Genomic DNA, 18,835 nt, shown 5'->3' with positions numbered 1-18,835 from the left:
TAATTTCATTTCCTGATTACTGGATCAAAAAACACATTATCCCAGATATAAAAAATAATATTAGTTTTTCTTCTCTGATAGATATAACCCGACTAAGGTTAATACAATACCGCATATAGTTGTCAGTGAAATCGTTTCATGGAGTATGATTGCAGAGGTAATAGCTGTAATCACAGGAACTCCATATATGTAGACACTTGTTTTCATTGTGCCAATATGACGAACTGCAAAATTCCAAGTAACGAAACATAATGCAGAGGCACAAAGTCCTAAGAAAATTAGGTTAAATAAGTTAGTCACGTTTGTTAATGGCTTAAGAGAAAGTTGAAAATCCATTACGAATAAGAGCGGAATCATAAAGAGTATTGCATAGAAGAAAATCCTTCTTGTTGTCTGAATCATATTGTAATGAAAGGAACTAAGTTTTTTGGTGATTATTGAGTAAAAGGCCCAAAGAATAGAGTCGCTGATTGCTAGTAAATCACCAAGTGGATTGATAGATAGTGAAGTGTTATTATTAAAACTAATTAAACAGATACCTGCGATAGCGATTCCGAAAGCAATGAAGAAACGCAGGTTGGGCTTCTCTTCCTTTAATAATAGGAATCCAAGTATTGCTGTAAAAAAGGGCGCTATAGAGATTATTACACTTACATTAGAAGCGGGAGTATATGTTAATGCAATATTTTCAAAAAGTTGATAAAGGGTTAAACCACATAATCCTGCAGCGGCAAACAGTATTTCTTGTTTTTTATTGGTTATACGAAGAGGTTTCGGATAAGCAATCCATAGTGCTATATAGCCGATGACGAAGCGAATGAATAGAATCTCTACAGGAGAAAAATCTCTAAGTAGGATTTTGGTTGATATAAATGTGGTACCCCATACTATAATGGTAAAAAGGGCCGCAAGATGACCGCGTGTTTTATTGTCTTGTACAATGTTCATGGTTAAACTCCTTTATATGTGATATAGCAGTACAGTACCAGTGAAGATACGCATCTACATTTATATATATTACGACAATATAATGGAAGAATCTACATAAAAAGTACGTAAATATGGCAAAATAACAATTGACTTTAATCAATTCGAGACATATAATGAAAAAAATAGAATCCCTATAAACATTGTATGAATTATAGGCGAATAAATCTAGCTAATTAAAAGCATAAGTTTATGATAGATATCATAAGGAATGGAGAGGAGTGATACAATGATAGAAGATTCATTAAAAGAAAATTTGCTGCTAAAAGAAGTGCGAAATGATTTTCAGTGGCTACATCAAAATCCTGAATTAGCATATCAAGAATATAAAACTACCGAGTACATAAAGGAACAATTGAAAAAAGAAAATATTGAGATTCTTGATTTACCCTTAGAAACTGGTTTAGTTGCAAAGATTAAAGGAAATCAAGAAGGTTCTGTTATGGCACTGCGTTGTGATATTGATGCGTTACCAATTGAAGAGGAATCAGGGCTATCTTACGCATCAAAGAAGCCGGGAGTTATGCATGCTTGCGGACATGATTTTCATACCTCTGTTATGCTAGGAGTAGCAAAGGTGTTGAATTTATATAAGAATCAATTAAAAGGAACCATAAAAATTGTATTCCAACCAGCAGAAGAGGTATCAGGAGGAGCTACTAAAGTCATTGAGACCAATGCCTTAGAGGATACTAAACTGATATGGGGAATCCATACAGCACCAGGAATACCAGTAGGGACGTTAGCGATCGGTGAAGGAGCTGTGATGGCTGCAGTTGATCGATTTGAGATTCGTATACAGGGAAAAGGAACTCATGCCGCCTATCCAGAGAAAGGAATCGATCCCATTGTTGTTATGTCAGCAATCGTTCAATCGGTTCAAACAATTGTAAGTAGGAATATGAATCCATTTAATTCCAATCTAGTAAGTATTACAAGAATTGAAGGTGGTAACACATGGAATGTTATACCTGAGAAGGGATTTATGGAAGGAACCGTTCGTACATTAGATGCAGAGGATAGAAAACAAATACAAACAAGATTGACTGATTTGGTAAGTGGAATTGCAAAAAGTTATGGAGCAATAGGAGAACTTACTTGGTATGCTGGACCACCAGCGGTATATAATGATGCTTCGTTATGTGAATTTGCAAGGAAAGTAGCAAGTGACTTAGATATAGCGGTAGCGAAAGTTGAGAAATCCTTAGCAGGGGAAGATTTTAGTTACTATCAAGAGAGAATACCTGGAGCCTATATTAAGATAGGGACAGGCGGAGAGCATCCGTTACATCACCCAGCATTTATAGCTGATCCAGAAGCACTTGTACCTACAGTAAAGTATATAATTGAACTTGTTAAGGCAAGTTTAGAATCAAAATTAGTATAGTAGTTTGTAACATAATAATAAAGTTTTAAATTATAGAATTGAAAGGCAGGAGAATGAAATGAATAAAAAGTGGAAAAAAATACTTGGCGTTATATTGACAGTTTCGTTAGTAGGATCTCTTACAGCATGTGGTGGAAAGAAGAATGATAAAGGAGCTACAACAGAAAGTGGAGCTTCAGCAAGTGATGTTGTAACAATCGGTGTAACCGATACCATTGGATCACTAAATCCATTATTAATGGACGGTACAGAAGTTGTTAAATACTCGACTTCATTAGAATTCTTACCATTAGTTGAATTGAATAAAGATCTAGAATTTGAAGGACAGATAGCTAGTGAGATAACGACAGAAGATAATAAAACATTTACAATTACGATTGATCCTAAGGCAGTATGGTCAGATGGTGAACCGATTACATCAAAGGATGTATTGTTTACATTCTTATGCTGGGCTAGTCCAGAGATTGGTACTACTGGAATGTCAATCGAAAACATTGAAGGTACTGGTGATGATGGCTTTGTAAAAGCTGGTTCAGATAGTGTTAGCGGTGTGGTTGCAGTAGATGATAAGACAGTTCAGATTACTACAAAGTCAGAGATGGCCTTATCAACCTTCCAAAATATCTATGGAAGATATATTCTAGTTCTACCAGAACATGTTCTTGGGGATATACCAAAAGACCAGATGCTTTCGAATGAATGGTTTAACGCACCAACTGTGGTAAGTGGACCATATGTGGTAAAGAATTTCGATTTGAATCATTATGTAACGTATGAGGCAAATGAGAAGTATTTCAAAGGAGCTCCTAAGATTAAAAACCTTTCCATTAAGGTTGTAACTCCAAGTCAGTTATTAACGGGACTTCAATCTGGAGAGATCGATTTAGTTCAGCAAACGATGGGTAATTTTCTTCAAGAAGATTATGAAAGTGTGGAAAAATTAGATAATATAACAGTTTATGATGGTACACCAGTTACCACGGAATCCGTCTTCTTTAATACGGAAAAGATTTCAAATGTAAAAGTACGTCAAGCATTCTTATATGGAATGGATCGAAATACAATTTTACAAGAATTCTTAAAAGGCAAAGGAGAAGTCGTTGATGGATTCCTTGCAAGTGTATCACCAAACTATGATTCAAGTGTTGTTCCAATCGCTTATGATAAGGATAAGGCAGTACAGTTGCTCAAAGAAGCAGAATCAGAAGGATGGGATCCATCTACAGAATATAATTTCTATGTAAACAGTGGAGATACTACATTTACGCAGATAGCAAGTTATCTAGCAGCACAGTATGCAGAGATGGGATTAAAGGTTAAGATAAATACCGTTGATTTATCTACTTTGTTAACAACAGCAGGTACTGGGGATTTTGATTTATTAGCAGTACAATATACTTATGCACCAGTTGATGTGTATTACGATGCTACTTGGCTATTATCTGCCAGTGGTTGGACTAGATACCAAAATGATGAGATTATTAAGGCGTTAAAGGAAACACAAACCACAACAGATAGCGATAAGATGAAAGCATTGTATAAAACCGTTGACAGTATTGTTCAGTCGGAAGTTCCAATGATAAACGCATATGTAATTAGTGGTTTAGGTGCAAAGAGCAATCGTTTACAAAATGCTACTCCAGATGTGTATGGTACATTTATCAATATACAGGATTGGGAGATTAAGTAGAGAAAGAGGGTCAGAGACAGATGCCATTATTACAGGTGAAAGACTTAGAAGTTGTGTTTGAACAAGAACACAAAGAGCTCATGGTTGTTGATAAAGTAAATTTCCATGTTGATGAAGGTGAAATCCTATGTATAGTAGGAGAATCTGGCTGTGGAAAAAGTGTGACAGCATTATCAATTATGGGTTTACTAGGACAGCAGGGGCATGTAAGAAGTGGTGAAGTTCTGTTTGATGGAAAAGATTTGTTAAAACTAAAGGAAAAAGAACTGGATGGGATACGTGGCAATGAAATCGCGATGGTGTTTCAAGATGTGATGAATTGTCTCAATCCTAGCTTCACAATTGGTAACCAGATGGCTGAATCTATTCGTATTCATCTAGGATACGATAAGAAGAAAACAAAAGAATATGCCATACAACTTCTTGAGAAAGTTGGGTTACCAGATGCGAAAGTGGTAATGAAGAAATATCCTCATATGTTATCAGGGGGTATGAGACAAAGAGTTATGATAGCAATGGCTTTGATTTGTCGTCCTAAACTATTGATTGCAGATGAACCAACTACAGCGCTTGATGTTACCATACAGTTGCAGATTATGAAACTCCTCCTTGAACTTAGGGAGGAGTACCATATGTCAATTCTATTAATTACACATGATATCGGTGTGGTTGCAGAAATGGCGGACCGGGTTGTTGTAATGTATGCAGGTCAATGTATTGAAGAAACAGGGGTACATAGTCTTTTTGAAAAAACTGCACATCCATATACGGAAGCGTTATTACGATCGGTTCCTTCCATATATGATAATGAGGAAAGAAAGCTAGAATCTATACAGGGATCAGTACCAGAGAATTACCAAGAGTTAGAAGGTTGTCGGTTTGCTAAGCGTTGCAGTTATGCTACGAAGGAATGTTATGCCAAACAAAAGTATCATGAGATTGAACCAGGACACTTGGTACGTTGTAGGTTGGAAGGAGTTTTGAAACGATGACAAATAATAAGAAATCAATTGTAGTAGTGGACGGACTTTGTAAGTATTACCCAGTTAATAATGTGCCATTATCAAAAAATAAACAGATGGTACATGCAGTAGATGACGTAAGTTTTCAGATAGAAGAAGGAGAAACTCTTGGTATTGTAGGTGAGTCTGGTTGTGGAAAATCTACTATTGGACGTCAGATTATGGCACTTGAGAGGCCAAGTGCAGGTAAGATTCTGTATGACGGACAAGATATAACGATCATGCCAGAAAGCAAATTACGCGGAATACGCACGGAATTTCAGATGATATTTCAGGATACCAATTCTTCTTTGAATCCAAGAAAACAAATCTATGATATTCTAGCAGCACCGATGCTTTATCATAAGGTAGTAACCAAAGAAAATGTAAAACAAGAAGTAGAACGGTTATTAGATATGGTTGGTCTTGCAAAGAATTCAATGAGTAAATTCCCACATGAATTCTCTGGTGGACAAAGACAGCGTATTGGTATTGCAAGGGCATTATCTCTTAATCCAAAACTAATTGTTTGCGATGAGCCAGTAAGTGCGCTAGACGTATCAGTTCAGGCGCAGATACTTAACTTATTAACAAGCTTACAAAAAGAAATGAATTTGACCTATGTATTTATTGGTCATGGATTAGGTGCTGTACGTTATGTCAGTACTCGGATAGCCGTGATGTATCTTGGTAAAATTGTGGAGATAGCGGACGCAAAGGAATTGTTTGAGAACCCAAGGCATCCCTATACGAAGGCACTTGTAGATGCCTCACCGATACCTGATCCAAATCTTAGAGATCGTTCTAGAATTGTAATCAGTGGAGAAATCCCATCTCCAGTAAATCCACCTACTGGCTGTAGATATCATACAAGATGTCCTTATGCGAAAGAGGAATGTAAGCACGTAAATATGGAATTAGTACCAGTAGAAGGAACAAATAATCACTTCTGTGCATGTCCATATAGTATAACAAAAGACATAGAGGAGGTGGGATAACGTATGTGGAAATACATTTTAAAACGAATATTAGCTGCGATACCAGTATTAATTGGTATTACTATAATTGATTATCTAATTATGAGTCGTGCAGGAAGCCCTCTTGCTATGATGCATGGACCAAAGATTTCAGAAAGCGCAGTTGAAGCTAAGGCTGCTATGTTAGGGTTAGATAAGCCAATTTACTTACAATATTTTGATTGGCTAAAGCAAGTTTTATCAGGAAACCTTGGGTATTCCATTAAGAGTTATCAACCAGTTAGCTCTATTATAGGAAGCCATATTGGTTCAACTCTACTACTAATGGGAACTTCCTTAGTTGTTGGTTTACTTATTGCAATACCAGCTGGTATTTATAGTGCGATTCATCGATATACGAAGAGAGACTATACACTTGTTACCCTTTCTTTCCTTGGAACAAGTATACCAAGCTTCTTTCTAGCACTGATCTTCATCTATCTGTTTACAGTAAAACTTGGCTTACTCCCTTCTAGTGGTATGATTACACAAGGTACAGAGGGAGGCTTTTTGGATGTTGCCAAACATATGGTTATGCCAGTACTTGTATTAGCAATATCCATTGCAGGAACGAATATTCGATATGTTCGTAGTGCTATGCTAGAGGTTTTGCAACAAGATTATCTAAGGACTGCGAAAGCAAAAGGGATTGGTAGATTTTTAGTTATTAACAAACATGCGTTAAGGAATGCTTTGCTTCCTGTTGTAACCGTTATTGGAATGCAGATACCCGTGTTGTTTGGTGGAGCGGTTATTGTAGAGCAGATGTTTAGTTGGCCAGGTCTAGGGTTAATTACAATGAATGCAATAACAAGTAGAGATTACCCGGTTATTATGGGAGTTTGTTTACTAACTGCAGTTGTTGTTTTACTAGCCAACTTAGTGACAGATATTATCTACGCAATCGTTAATCCAACCATTCAATATAAGTAAGAATATGACTCCGAATTGGAGACATTTTTTAGATAGGAGTGTCATATGGAACATAAAGGAAACATGCAAAGAATCACAAAAAGATTTATGAAACATAAATTAGCAGTAGTAAGTTTCGTCTTTCTCATTATAATGATAATCTTAGCAATCTTCGCGCCAATTATAGCACCTTATAATCCAAACCAAGTTACTGGTGGATTTTCTAAACCACCATCAAGGGAGCATATATTAGGGACAGATCAGATTGGGCGAGATATGTTTAGTAGATTATTGTATGCGATGCGAATATCATTGTTTGTTGGAGCTGCGGCTACTGTTATATCAACCATTGTTGGGGTTATACTTGGATTATTATCAGGGTTTATCGGTGGTGTTGTAGATAGTATTATTATGCGATTTACAGATATGGTAATGTCTTTCCCATACATCTTATTAGTATTAGTTGCAGCAGCAGTATTTGAGCCAGGATTGTGGAGCATTGTGTTAATATTAGGATTTGTAGACTGGCCAGGAGTGGCTAGATTAGTACGTGGTAATGTATTATCCATACGAGAGATGAACTATATAAAAGCAGATATTGCTGCAGGTATGCCAAAACGATATATACTATTTTCAGAGATATTACCAAATACCATTGCACCTGTGTTTGTATATGCAACACAAGTATTCGCTATATCTATATTAGATGAAGCGGCGCTTAGTTTCCTAGGTATGGGTGTACAGCCACCAACTGCCAGCTTAGGAAATATATTAAATGGGGCAGAATCCATCACAATTCTTACAAGTAAGTTTTGGTTATGGGTACCAGCAGGGATATTAATTGTCCTGTTAGTAATTAGTATTAATTTTGTGGGGGATGCACTTAGAGATGCATTAGATCCATCTGTGTAATATAGAAGGAGGGGATAAGTATGAAGAATTATCTATACTATCAGACGTCAGAATATGATTGTGGGCCTACCACATTATGTAATGCAATGCGATATTTGTATGGCCGTGAGGAGTTATCACCAGAATTATTAAAGGCTATATTCATGTACACTTTAGATGCCTATAACGAGAAGGGAGAAGTTGGTAGACATGGAACTTCAAGAATGGCAATGAAGTTTTTGTCTAGTTGGTTTAATCAATTTGGTAAAAGTACGAATTTCCCTATCCATGCTGAATTCCTTGTAGATAATCAAGTGTATATAAGTTCAAATAGCATGATTACAAGCTGTCTTCAACAAAGAGGGGTTGTAGTAGCACGTGTATTACTAGAAGGTGATGGTCATTATGTTTTGTTAACAGGATTAGAAAATGGTATGGTTAGATTATTTGATCCTTATGATATGTCAGATGATAAGAAAGTTTTCCCAGGGGTTGAAATAGTTGAAGATCAACCTAAAAAATGCAATCGATTAGTAAAGCCTGAGATTATGAATTCGGTGATAGATCGTACGTATTCCTTTGGGGCTATGAAAATGCGAGAAGCAATGCTTATCTACAATATAGATAAACGAGAAACACCAGAGAATACAATTGAATATATGATTTAGTTTTATAAGAAAGTATTGATAGTTGGCTATAATCATAATGAAATGTAAAATATAAACATTCGTGTTGTGTTTTACATTTTTTTGTATTAGATATAGGTGTTTGGGGAGAAGGACATATAAGTAGCTATTTATTGGAGGGGATCTTATATTTAGACTTGAAAAATCTTAATTATTATGCTAAAATTTTGCTAAGAAAATAACCTTTATTGCTTAATGGCATAAAGGTTATTTTTATGGAGTCAAGTAAGAATTTTGTATTTACTCGTGAAATAAGATGTATTGTGATTGATTTGGGTTCAAGGACAGCATTTAAGAGAGTTAATAAAATTGTATACGAGACTTATAAGGGAGGATTCTGCATGTTATTTCTAGAAATTACATAGTATACAGGCAAGGAGGAAAGCAGAGATGGTGATAACAGCAGATAATCTCATGAAAATTCAGCTTATATTATTGGAGGAAAACTATTTAGCTGAATGATGTTATAATGTTTTATGTACTAAAGGAGAATTGCAAATGCTGGAAAAATTTAACAGAAAAATGAATGTTAAACAAAAACTAAATTTTGTTTATAGGCTAATGATTATATTTATGATCATATCAAGCATTATGAATATAGCGGTCTTATCTATGATGAAGGGAAGCTTGAATGATATGGTTAATCGTACTAATAAAGCGGATATGGCAGTTAAACTATGTCGAATTCATATAAATATTGCTGCTAGGAATCTTAGGGAAATGGCTTTGAATGATGATCCTAGCAGTTATGCTGATTATCGAAAGAACGTTGAAGATCATATAATTGAAACAGGATCATATTTAGAAACTTTAGAAAAAACAGAAGTGATTGATCAAGAACTGTATCAAAGTTACGTAGATACCATAAATGAATGGGGAGCAATTGGAGCTAATATCTTAGATAAAATTGAAGCTGGGGAGAAGGAAGAAGCTACTCAGCAAATATTTTCAGAGTGTGTACCAGCTCTAGATAAGATTATTAGCTTATCTTTAGAATTAGATGCTATGACAGATGATGCGGTTAATCAGTCAGTAGAACAAAATCAAACAAGATTCGTTGCAAGTGTGTTAGTTACTGGAACTCTTATCATTGTTACGATAATTTTCTCAACAGTGCTTAACAAAAATATTGCTAATTCAATTACAAAGCCTTTGGAAGAGATTAAAGAAGTTGCTGGAGAATTAGCAGCAGGAAATCTACACAGTCAGTTGGATTATCGTGCCGATGATGAAATCGGAAGTGTTGCACATAGTTTACGAAAGTCTATCCGCAACTTAGGTGCTTATATTGATGACATTACAAATGCCATGAGAGAATTTTCTAATGGTAACTTTGTTGTCAAGCCTGAAGTGGAGTGGAAGGGTGACTTCGTTGCGATTTTGGATGCGTTTGTGATGTTTGAAAGAAATATGGCTGATACAGTAAAAAATATTCAGCGTGTTGCAGAACAGGTTGAATGTGGTGCAGGACAGGTTGCAGAAGGTTCTATGGATCTGGCACAAGGAGCTTCAGAGCAGGCTAGTATCACTGAAGAGCTTGCGGCTACAATCGAATCAGTTTCTGAACAGGTATCTGCAAATGTACACTCTGCAAAAAATATCAGTAAAAGAGTAGAACAGTCTGGTGTAGAAATTATAAATAGTAATGAGAAGATGAATGAAATGATGCAGTCTATGAGTGAAATTAGTGTGTCATCTCAAGAAATCCGTAAGATTATTGATACAATAAATGATATTGCATCTCAAACAAATTTACTTGCATTAAACGCTTCTATCGAAGCAGCAAGAGCAGGAGAGGCAGGAAGAGGATTTGCAGTTGTTGCTGATCAAGTATCTATACTTGCGGCGCAGAGTGCAGATGCTGCAAAAGAGTCTACTATATTAATTGAATCTTCAATACAAGCGGTAGAGAAAGGTATGATAATTGCAGAAGAGGCTGCAAAACAGCTAGAAAACGTTGTTACGGATTCCAAGATTATTACGGAAGAAGTAAACAAAGTGGCAGATGCCTTGGAAGCACAAACGCAATCATTTAACCTGATTAATACAAGTGTAGATCATATCAATGATGTGGTACAGACAAATTCAGCAACCTCACAAGAGTGTGCTGCAAGTAGCCAGGAAATGAGCAAACAAGCAGAAGCTCTTGAAAAATTAACTCATAACTTTAAGGTTAGTGATTTTGAAGACTAATAAATCTGTTAAATTGACAAGTAAACAAATTGTTAAAATAGAATAGAAAAGAGACTTACAAGGAAGGAGTTACCTATCTTAAATGATGATAGGTTAACTCCTTCTACTTGTATAATACACAATAAGCCTGACTCTGGTGGTGTATTCCTAGTAGCGTTATCTTATGGAAAAATTACTATAGTAGAGCCTAATAGAAAAATAAATAACACTTCCCCTTGTCTAAACATAGAATATCATGTAGGAAGAATTAAATTGCTATGAGAATAGTGTATAGAACAGGTGGTAATATGGACTTTAAAAATAGTCAAACATTTAAAAATGTTTTAAGAACTTTAGATGGAGAATTAAAAGCAAGTACGAAATATGCAATCTATGGATCGAAGGCAAAGGAAGACGGATTTGAACAGATTGGTAATATATTTGATGAGACATCAGGAAATGAACGGGAACATGCAGAAATTATGATGAAGATTATCTATAATGGTGAAGTTCCAGATACTCTGACTAATCTTAAGGAATCCATTAGTGGAGAAAGAAGTGAATGGGCAGGGATCTATCGAGAGTTTGCTAATACCGCTGATAAGGAAGGGTATCCAGATATCGCAAATAAATTTAGAGGTATAGCAAATATAGAGGAATCACATGATTATCGTTTTAGTAAATTAGCTGAAAATATCGAAACTAACAATGTATTTTGTAAACCAGAGGAAACATTATGGGTTTGTCTAAATTGTGGTCACATGGAATATGGTATCTGTGCACCTGAAGTATGTCCTGTTTGTGGATTTCCTCAGGGATTTTTCAAGGAGTATTGTCAGGATTATTAGGATTAAAGATTATATAGCTTCTTATTTAGGTGTTACACCAGTTTCATTAAGTAGAATCCAAGCAAGAATAAAAAATAATGTATCTATTAATATAAGATAATGATTCATCCGACTCCTCCGAATATAATATAGTTAGAAAATATTTGGAGGAATTTTTATGAAAACATTAATAGTATACAACCACCCTTACAATGGGAGTTTTTGTCATGCTATATTGGAATCTGTGAAGAAAGGAGCATTAGAAGCTGGAAACGAAGTAGATGTTATTGATTTAGATAGTGACTGCTTCAATCCGGTTATGACGGGAGCAGATTTGATTGCTTTTAAAAATCGTCAAGCAATTGATGAGCAATCCATTGATTATATTAACCGATTAAGAGAAGCTGATCACCTAGTCATAATCTTTCCAATTTGGTGGGAGTTAATGCCGGCTATGATGAAAGGCTTTGTAGATAAAGTTATATTTCCTGGTTCAGTATATGGCTATATAGGGTCGGGGCATGGATTGAGGACAATGTTAACGAATTTGAAATCAACTACGGTTATTACTACAATGAATACCCCTAAATTAAAGTATAAATATATTTATCGAAATGCAATTAAAAATGCTCTAATAAAAGGGACATTTAAAAAGTTAGGTTTAAAAAAAGTTAAGTGGATTAGCTTTAATATGATCAAAACAAGTTCAGAGGAAACTAGAAAGAAATGGTTATTAAATATGGAGAAGAAATTTGCGAATAAGTAAACATGTTGATATTAAAACAAACAGTAGTTAATTACTGCTGTTTGTTTTATTTTACAGGAAGAAAGCAATTGATGAAAAATTAATAATCACGCAAACTATATTATTAGGTGAAAGAAATTTTGGATAAACGTACAAACATATTGTATAATGTTATCAATGATCATAAAAAAGATAAGGATAAGACAAATGAAATAGAAAGAGAAGGACAACCATGACAAACCAATTTACAAGCTATCAGTTATCAGAAGAGATTATTGATGCATTAACAATATTAGGATATACGAAACCAACGAAGATTCAAGAAGAAGTGATTACGCCTGCATTACAAAGAAGAGATATCGTAGGTAAATCCCAAACAGGAAGCGGTAAAACAGCCGCCTTTGCTATACCGTTATGTGAAGAAGCAATCTGGGAAGAGAATACCCCAACAGCGCTAGTACTTGAGCCAACTAGAGAGCTGACTGTGCAGACAAAACAGGAGATCTTTCATATCGGAAGGAAAAAACGTCTTAAGGTACCCGATGTGTTTGGCGGGTTTCCTATTGATAAGCAGATCCAGACACTGAAGCAGAAATCACATATTGTAGTTGGAACACCAGGTCGAGTTATGGATCATATACGACGAGGAACACTACAATTAAGCAATATTAAGTCGGTGGTAATTGATGAAGCTGATTTAATGTTAGATATGGGGTTTGCTGATGATGTTAGGGAGATTCTTGATGAGATTAAAACCAATCCAAGAATTATGTTATTCTCAGCTACCATAGGGGAAGAGATTGAAAACATAATTGAGCAATATTTAGAAGAGCCAGTTAGGATAGAGATTGAAATATCACAAGAGGAAAAAGGAAATATTAAAGAAGAAGTTTATGAGGTAAGTGGTATCAATAGTGCGATGCAGTCAACTAATTCATATGGTAGTGACTCGTCTAATGAATTAGCTGAGCAAAACAAGGATAAATATCAATTATTCTTACGACTACTTGCTAGAGAGAATCCTGAAAGTTGCATGATTTTTTGTGGTACCAAAGAGATGGTTAATGTACTTTGTAGAAAACTTCGTAAAGATGGTGTAAAATGTGGAATGATTCATGGAGATATTGATCAGCAAGATAGAATCCGTACGGTTGAAGGATTTCGTGAAGGACGTTTTCGCTATCTTATTGCTACGGATGTGGTTGCAAGAGGAATTGATTTTGATAATCTATCCCATGTGTTCAATTATGATTTCCCTACAGGAAGAGAAACCTATGTCCATCGTATTGGAAGAACAGGACGTAATGGCAAAACTGGAACTGCAATTAGTCTAGTAACAAGTTCTGATGAGAAGATGAAGAAGATGGTGGAAGACTATGTTGGATATGATTTACCTATGGCCACATATGTACCAGGTAGTGAGGAAGAAGAAAAAGCATTTTGGAAGAGACAAAGTGAGAAGGTTGTATTAAAGAAGAAAAAAGGCGCTGAGTTTAATAAAACGATTACGAAACTTTCCATAAGTGGTGGTAAGAAGAGTAAGATGCGTGCAGTGGATATTGTTGGGACAATCTGTAGTATTCCTAATATGGCGGCAGAAGACATAGGCGTTATTGATGTAAGGGATTCTTTAACTTATGTGGAAATCTTGAATGGAAAAGGCCAGATAGTTTTAGATGCATTACAGAATAAGACGATTAAAGGGAAAGTAAGAAAAGTTAGAATAACTAGATAAGTAAAGAGGCACCCTTAAGTAGATTTTGGTTATTCACCTTGTAAATTAAGGGGAATCATATCAATGTAGCAATGGGTGCCTCTTTCAGACCTAGTGTAACACGATAATAACATTCGGTGTTGTTATAGCTGGAGTGTCTCCGGTTGTCTGATTATACAATACAACCATATATTTATTTGAGATATTACCACAATAAGGCTTACCATCTTCATCGATAATATAGCTGTTGTTAGAAATGACAAGCTGCAATTGATTATCATTACTTACAAGATAACAATCAAAGAAATTAGCGCTAACAAAACGTCCAGGTAAATCAAGAGCAATTACTTTAATAGGATATCTAGGTGGATAGATTAGTGGAATAGGAGCAAGCTCATCGTAGAAGCCTACAATTTTAACACCTTTTTGCTGAGTGATACAGTCAACAAAATACGTGTTGGCATCAATAATAAAATGAACCTCTTGGTTGTCTTCTGTTAATACGTTTATGTCATAATAGGAAACGCAATTTTTTTCTTTATTCAGATACTCCGTAGTAACGTCGACCACAGTACCATAGATTGGAACTAAAGATGACTGGGGATTCATCATACGATAATTGTTTACCATAGACCTCCTAGGAGTACCAGTAATAATATCTGGATTTTGGGAATAATCGCAAGGTATTTCGTCTGCAGAAGCATTTAATTGTCTACGACTTGTATCGCAAAATCTTTGCGAAGGATCCATTATAATAACCTCCATTTCATGGGTGATAATATACCATATGCGATTTGTTGAGGAGTGTTCTTCTAATAGAAGGTAGTTTGGTAATGGAACATTTGTTTGTAATATGGACCTTTATTGTTCTAAAAACTATCATATAACTTTAAAAAATTATGAAAAGTGACAAGAATTTTTATAAAATAAGTAAATTCTTCGTCATTTTAAATATAGAAAATCTTTACAAGTAAGGTAAATGATGTTAAAATTAACTCTGAATAGGGCCTAAATGACCTTTATTACCTAAAGGAGGAAATACGAATGTCAAGAGCTAAACAATCAATGGATGGTAACACAGCTGCGGCTCATGTATCTTACGCGTTTACGGATGTTGCTGCCATATACCCAATTACACCTTCAAGCCCAATGGCTGATTATGTCGACCAATGGTCTGCATTAGGACAGGAAAACATATTTGGAAATCAGGTTAAGGTAGTCGAGATGCAATCTGAAGCAGGTGCTGCAGGAACTGTTCATGGTTCTCTTGCTGCAGGTGCTATTACTACAACATTTACAGCTTCACAGGGACTATTATTAATGATTCCTAATATGTATAAGATTGCAGCGGAACAATTACCAAGTGTATTCCATGTTTCTGCACGTACAGTTTCTACGCAATCACTGAATATCTTCGGTGATCATAGTGACGTATATGCTTGTCGTCAAACTGGTTTTGCAATGTTAGCAGAGACAAATACACAAGAAGTTATGGATTTATCCCCTGTAGCACATCTGGCTGCAATTGAAGGAAAAGTACCATTTATCAATTTCTTTGATGGATTCCGTACGTCACACGAAATGCAAAAGATTGAGAAGTGGGATTTTGAAGATCTGAAAGAAATGTGTAATATGGATGCGATAAAAGCATTCCGTGAACATGCATTAAATCCTGAAAATCCATCTATGCGTGGTTCGCACGAAAATGGTGATGTATTCTTCCAACATCGTGAAGCATGTAATACTATTTATGATGAATTACCAGCTGTGGTTGAAAAATACATGGCTAAAATAAATGAAAAATTAGGTACAAACTATGACTTATTCAATTATTATGGTGCCGAAGATGCGGATCGTGTTATCGTAGCAATGGGATCATTTTGTGATGTAGCTGAAGAAGTAATTGATTACTTAACAGCAGCAGGTGAAAAAGTTGGTTTAATTAAAGTTAGATTATACCGTCCATGGTCAACTAAGGGCTTGTTAAAAGTTCTTCCTAAGACTGTTAAGAAGATGGCTGTACTAGACCGTACAAAAGAGCCGGGTGCTTTAGGTGATCCTCTATATCTTGACGTTGCTACAACATTACGTGAAGCGGGATTACACGATATTGTATTATCGGCTGGACGTTATGGTCTTGGATCAAAGGATACACCTCCTTCATCTGTATTCGCTATCTTCAAAGAACTTGAGAAAGATGAGCCAAAAGTGCGCTTCACAGTAGGTATTGTAGATGATGTTACTCATTTGAGTTTACCAGAAGTAAAGCCAGCGCCTATTACATCTGCAAAAGGTACAGTAGAATGTAAATTCTGGGGACTTGGTGGAGATGGTACAGTAGGTGCTAATAAAAACTCAACTAAGATTATCGGTGATCATACAGATAAATACATACAAGCATATTTCCAATATGATTCGAAGAAAACAGGTGGAGTAACTATTTCACATCTTCGTTTTGGTGATAAACCAATTAAAAGTCCATATTACATAAATCAAGCTGACTTCGTAGCATGTCATAACCCATCATATGTAGTAAAAGGGTTTAAGATGGTACAAGATGTGAAACCAGGCGGTATCTTCATGATTAACTGTCAATGGTCTGATGAGGAGTTATCAGAGCATTTAAATGCAGCAGCTAAAAAATACATAGCAGATAATAATATTCAATTATATACAATCAATGCCATTGATAAGGCAATTGAAATTGGTATGGGTAAACGTACGAATACAATTCTTCAATCTGCATTCTTCAAATTAGCAAATGTAATGCCAATTGATGATGCAATTACGTACATGAAACAAGCTGCTAAGAAATCATATGGTAAGAAGGGCGATGCAGTAGTTGAGATGAACTACAAAGCAATTGATGCTGGTGTAGATGCCATTCATAAAGTAGAAGTTCCAGCTTCATGGTCTAACCCAGAACCAGATGCTCAAGGTAAAGAATACACAGGACGTCCAGAAACAGTTAAGTTGGTTAAGAATCTTCTTGAGCCAATCGCATTAATGGATGGTGATAGCCTTCCAGTATCTGCTTTTGCTGACTTAGCGGATGGCCAATTTGCTACAGGTGCTTCTGCATATGAAAAACGTGGTATCGCAGTTAATGTTCCAGAATGGAATGCAGAAAAATGTATTCAATGTAACCAATGTGCATTTGTCTGTTCACATGCTACAATTCGTCCATTCATGTTAGACGAAGAAGAAATTAAAGCAGCTCCATCTAATATCAAACTTGCAGATATGAAACCCAAAGCTGGTGCGTATAAGTATACTATGAGTGTATCTCCATTAGACTGTATGGGATGTGGAGAATGTATTACAGTCTGTCCAACAGCTGCAATTCAAATGGTTCCTCAGGAATCGCAAGCAGAGGAACAAACTGTATTCCAATATTTAGTTGACAATGTAGGTAAGAAACCTGGTATGCCAGCTAGCAATACGGTTAAAGGTTCTCAGTTCAATCAACCACTTCTTGAATTCTCAGGAAGCTGTGCAGGATGTGCAGAGACTTCATACGCTAGATTAATCACTCAATTATTTGGTGAACAAATGTACATCTCTAATGCTACAGGTTGTTCTTCCATCTGGGGTGGTCCAGCAGCTGCCTGTCCATACACAGTTAACAAAGACAGTGAGAAAGGACCAGCTTGGTCTAACTCTTTGTTCGAAGACAATGCTGAACATGGATTTGGTATGTATCTAGGACAAAAAACGCTTCGTGATCAAATAATTGCTAAACTTGAAGAGATGGGTGAGGCAGCAGAAACTCCTGCTGAGGCAAAAGCAGCAATCGCTAAATACCTTGAAACCAAAGACTCCACTACAGAAAACACTCCAGCTACAGATGCGTTGATTGTTGAGCTTGAAAAAGGTGCTAGCGCTGGTTGTGAACATTGTATAGAAGTTCTTGAGAAGAAACAATATCTTGCTAAGAAATCTGTTTGGATCTTAGGTGGTGATGGATGGGCATATGATATCGGTTTCGGCGGACTTGACCATGTACTTGCTTCTGGAGAAAATGTAAACGTTATGGTATTCGATACAGAGATGTATTCTAATACAGGCGGTCAAGCATCAAAGGCATCTAACATTGGTGAAGTATGTCAATTCGCTGCATCTGGTAAAGATGTTGGCAAGAAGAGCCTTGCTGAAATCGCTATGAGCTATGGCTATATATATGTAGCACAAATCGCTCTTGGTGCAAACCCAGCACAAGCTGTTAAAGTAATCGCAGAGGCTGAAGCCTATAACGGACCATCATTAATCATCGGATATGCTCCATGTGAACTTCACGGAGTTAAAGGTGGTATGAATCATTGTCAAGATGTAATGAAATCAGCTGTAAAATCAGGTTACTGGAATCTATTCTCCTTTAATCCACAGCTTAAAGCTGAAGGTAAGAATCCATTTACCTTAACTTCTAAACCAGGTGATGGAACATATCAAGTCTTCTTGAATAATGAAACTCGTTATACTCGTCTTGCTCGTTCCTTCCCAGAACGTGCTGAGAAGTTATTTAGTGCTTCTGAAGAAGCAGCAAATGCTCGATATGAACATTTATTAAGATTAGTTGAACTTTATAAATAAGAATAAAGCGCTGTTGCATGAATACTATCATGTCTAGACTTTGTTCGACAAACTCTATAGAAATAGCTCTTTGTCAAGATTGTGAGTGAGGTTCCTTGAGAACCTTACTTCTATACTGGATAGAGAGTTATTTTTATTTTAAGATAAAGTGTAATATGCATAAAAAGATGGTGTTTGCCAATAATAATTTTAGATAAGAAAGGGCGTTGTATTGAAA

The 18,835-nt window shown here is 35.9% G+C and carries 14 protein-coding genes; 12 read left to right on the top strand and 2 right to left on the bottom strand.

What is annotated here, in order from left to right:
* Positions 1–60: 60 nt before the first annotated feature.
* Positions 61–948, bottom strand: coding sequence for a DMT family transporter (locus ACW2QF_RS07210; RefSeq protein WP_455715323.1), 888 nt, complete (start codon positions 946–948; stop codon positions 61–63).
* Between the two features lie 268 nt (positions 949–1,216).
* Here ACW2QF_RS07210 and ACW2QF_RS07205 point away from each other — a divergent pair, with 268 nt between their 5' ends.
* The 11 genes from ACW2QF_RS07205 to ACW2QF_RS07155 all read left to right on the top strand — a co-directional run bounded on the left by ACW2QF_RS07205 (position 1,217) and on the right by ACW2QF_RS07155 (position 14,049).
* Positions 1,217–2,374: an amidohydrolase gene (locus ACW2QF_RS07205; RefSeq protein ID WP_455715322.1), complete on the top strand. Its 1,158-nt coding sequence runs from the start codon at positions 1,217–1,219 to the stop codon at positions 2,372–2,374.
* Between the two features lie 58 nt (positions 2,375–2,432).
* Positions 2,433–4,064: an ABC transporter substrate-binding protein gene (locus ACW2QF_RS07200; protein ID WP_455715321.1), complete on the top strand. Its 1,632-nt coding sequence runs from the start codon at positions 2,433–2,435 to the stop codon at positions 4,062–4,064.
* Positions 4,065–4,084: 20 nt separating this feature from the next.
* The gene (locus tag ACW2QF_RS07195) at positions 4,085–5,056 is read left to right on the top strand and encodes an ABC transporter ATP-binding protein (RefSeq protein ID WP_455715320.1); all 972 of its coding nucleotides are present in this window, start codon (positions 4,085–4,087) and stop codon (positions 5,054–5,056) included.
* Entirely contained in the window at positions 5,053–6,063 is a 1,011-nt protein-coding gene (locus ACW2QF_RS07190) for an ABC transporter ATP-binding protein (RefSeq protein WP_455715319.1), read from the top strand. Before ACW2QF_RS07195 ends, ACW2QF_RS07190 begins: the two co-directional genes overlap by 4 nt.
* Before the next feature lie 3 nt (positions 6,064–6,066).
* The gene (locus ACW2QF_RS07185) at positions 6,067–7,014 is read left to right on the top strand and encodes an ABC transporter permease (protein ID WP_455715318.1); all 948 of its coding nucleotides are present in this window, start codon (positions 6,067–6,069) and stop codon (positions 7,012–7,014) included.
* Positions 7,015–7,059: 45 nt separating this feature from the next.
* The gene (locus tag ACW2QF_RS07180; protein ID WP_455715317.1) at positions 7,060–7,905 is read left to right on the top strand and encodes an ABC transporter permease; all 846 of its coding nucleotides are present in this window, start codon (positions 7,060–7,062) and stop codon (positions 7,903–7,905) included.
* 20 nt (positions 7,906–7,925) lie between these two features.
* Positions 7,926–8,552, top strand: a complete 627-nt coding sequence (locus tag ACW2QF_RS07175; RefSeq protein WP_455715316.1) for a peptidase C39 — start codon at positions 7,926–7,928, stop codon at positions 8,550–8,552.
* 516 nt (positions 8,553–9,068) lie between these two features.
* Positions 9,069–10,763, top strand: coding sequence for a methyl-accepting chemotaxis protein (locus tag ACW2QF_RS07170; protein ID WP_455715315.1), 1,695 nt, complete (start codon positions 9,069–9,071; stop codon positions 10,761–10,763).
* A 287-nt stretch (positions 10,764–11,050) separates the two neighbouring features.
* Complete coding sequence (locus tag ACW2QF_RS07165) at positions 11,051–11,590, top strand: rubrerythrin family protein (protein ID WP_455715314.1); 540 nt, start codon at positions 11,051–11,053, stop codon at positions 11,588–11,590.
* Positions 11,591–11,747: 157 nt separating this feature from the next.
* A complete protein-coding gene (locus ACW2QF_RS07160; RefSeq protein WP_455715313.1) occupies positions 11,748–12,335 on the top strand; it encodes an NAD(P)H-dependent oxidoreductase in 588 nt (195 codons plus the stop codon).
* A gap of 211 nt (positions 12,336–12,546) precedes the next feature.
* Entirely contained in the window at positions 12,547–14,049 is a 1,503-nt protein-coding gene (locus ACW2QF_RS07155; RefSeq protein ID WP_455715312.1) for a DEAD/DEAH box helicase, read from the top strand.
* 90 nt (positions 14,050–14,139) lie between these two features.
* Here ACW2QF_RS07155 and ACW2QF_RS07150 read toward each other — a convergent pair whose 3' ends face one another.
* Positions 14,140–14,778, bottom strand: coding sequence for a hypothetical protein (locus tag ACW2QF_RS07150; RefSeq protein ID WP_455715311.1), 639 nt, complete (start codon positions 14,776–14,778; stop codon positions 14,140–14,142).
* Positions 14,779–15,072: 294 nt separating this feature from the next.
* On the opposite strand from ACW2QF_RS07150, the gene nifJ reads away from it, so the two are divergent.
* Positions 15,073–18,618 carry a pyruvate:ferredoxin (flavodoxin) oxidoreductase gene (nifJ, locus tag ACW2QF_RS07145; RefSeq protein ID WP_455715310.1) on the top strand — a complete coding sequence of 1,182 codons (3,546 nt, stop codon included), beginning with the start codon at positions 15,073–15,075 and terminating at the stop codon, positions 18,616–18,618.
* The last annotated feature ends 217 nt before the right edge of the window (positions 18,619–18,835 follow it).

It is taken from the genome of Anaerosporobacter sp. (genome assembly GCF_965301125.1).
The sequence above is the reverse complement of the archived record's forward strand: the minus strand, read 5'-3'. Positions and strand labels throughout refer to the sequence as shown.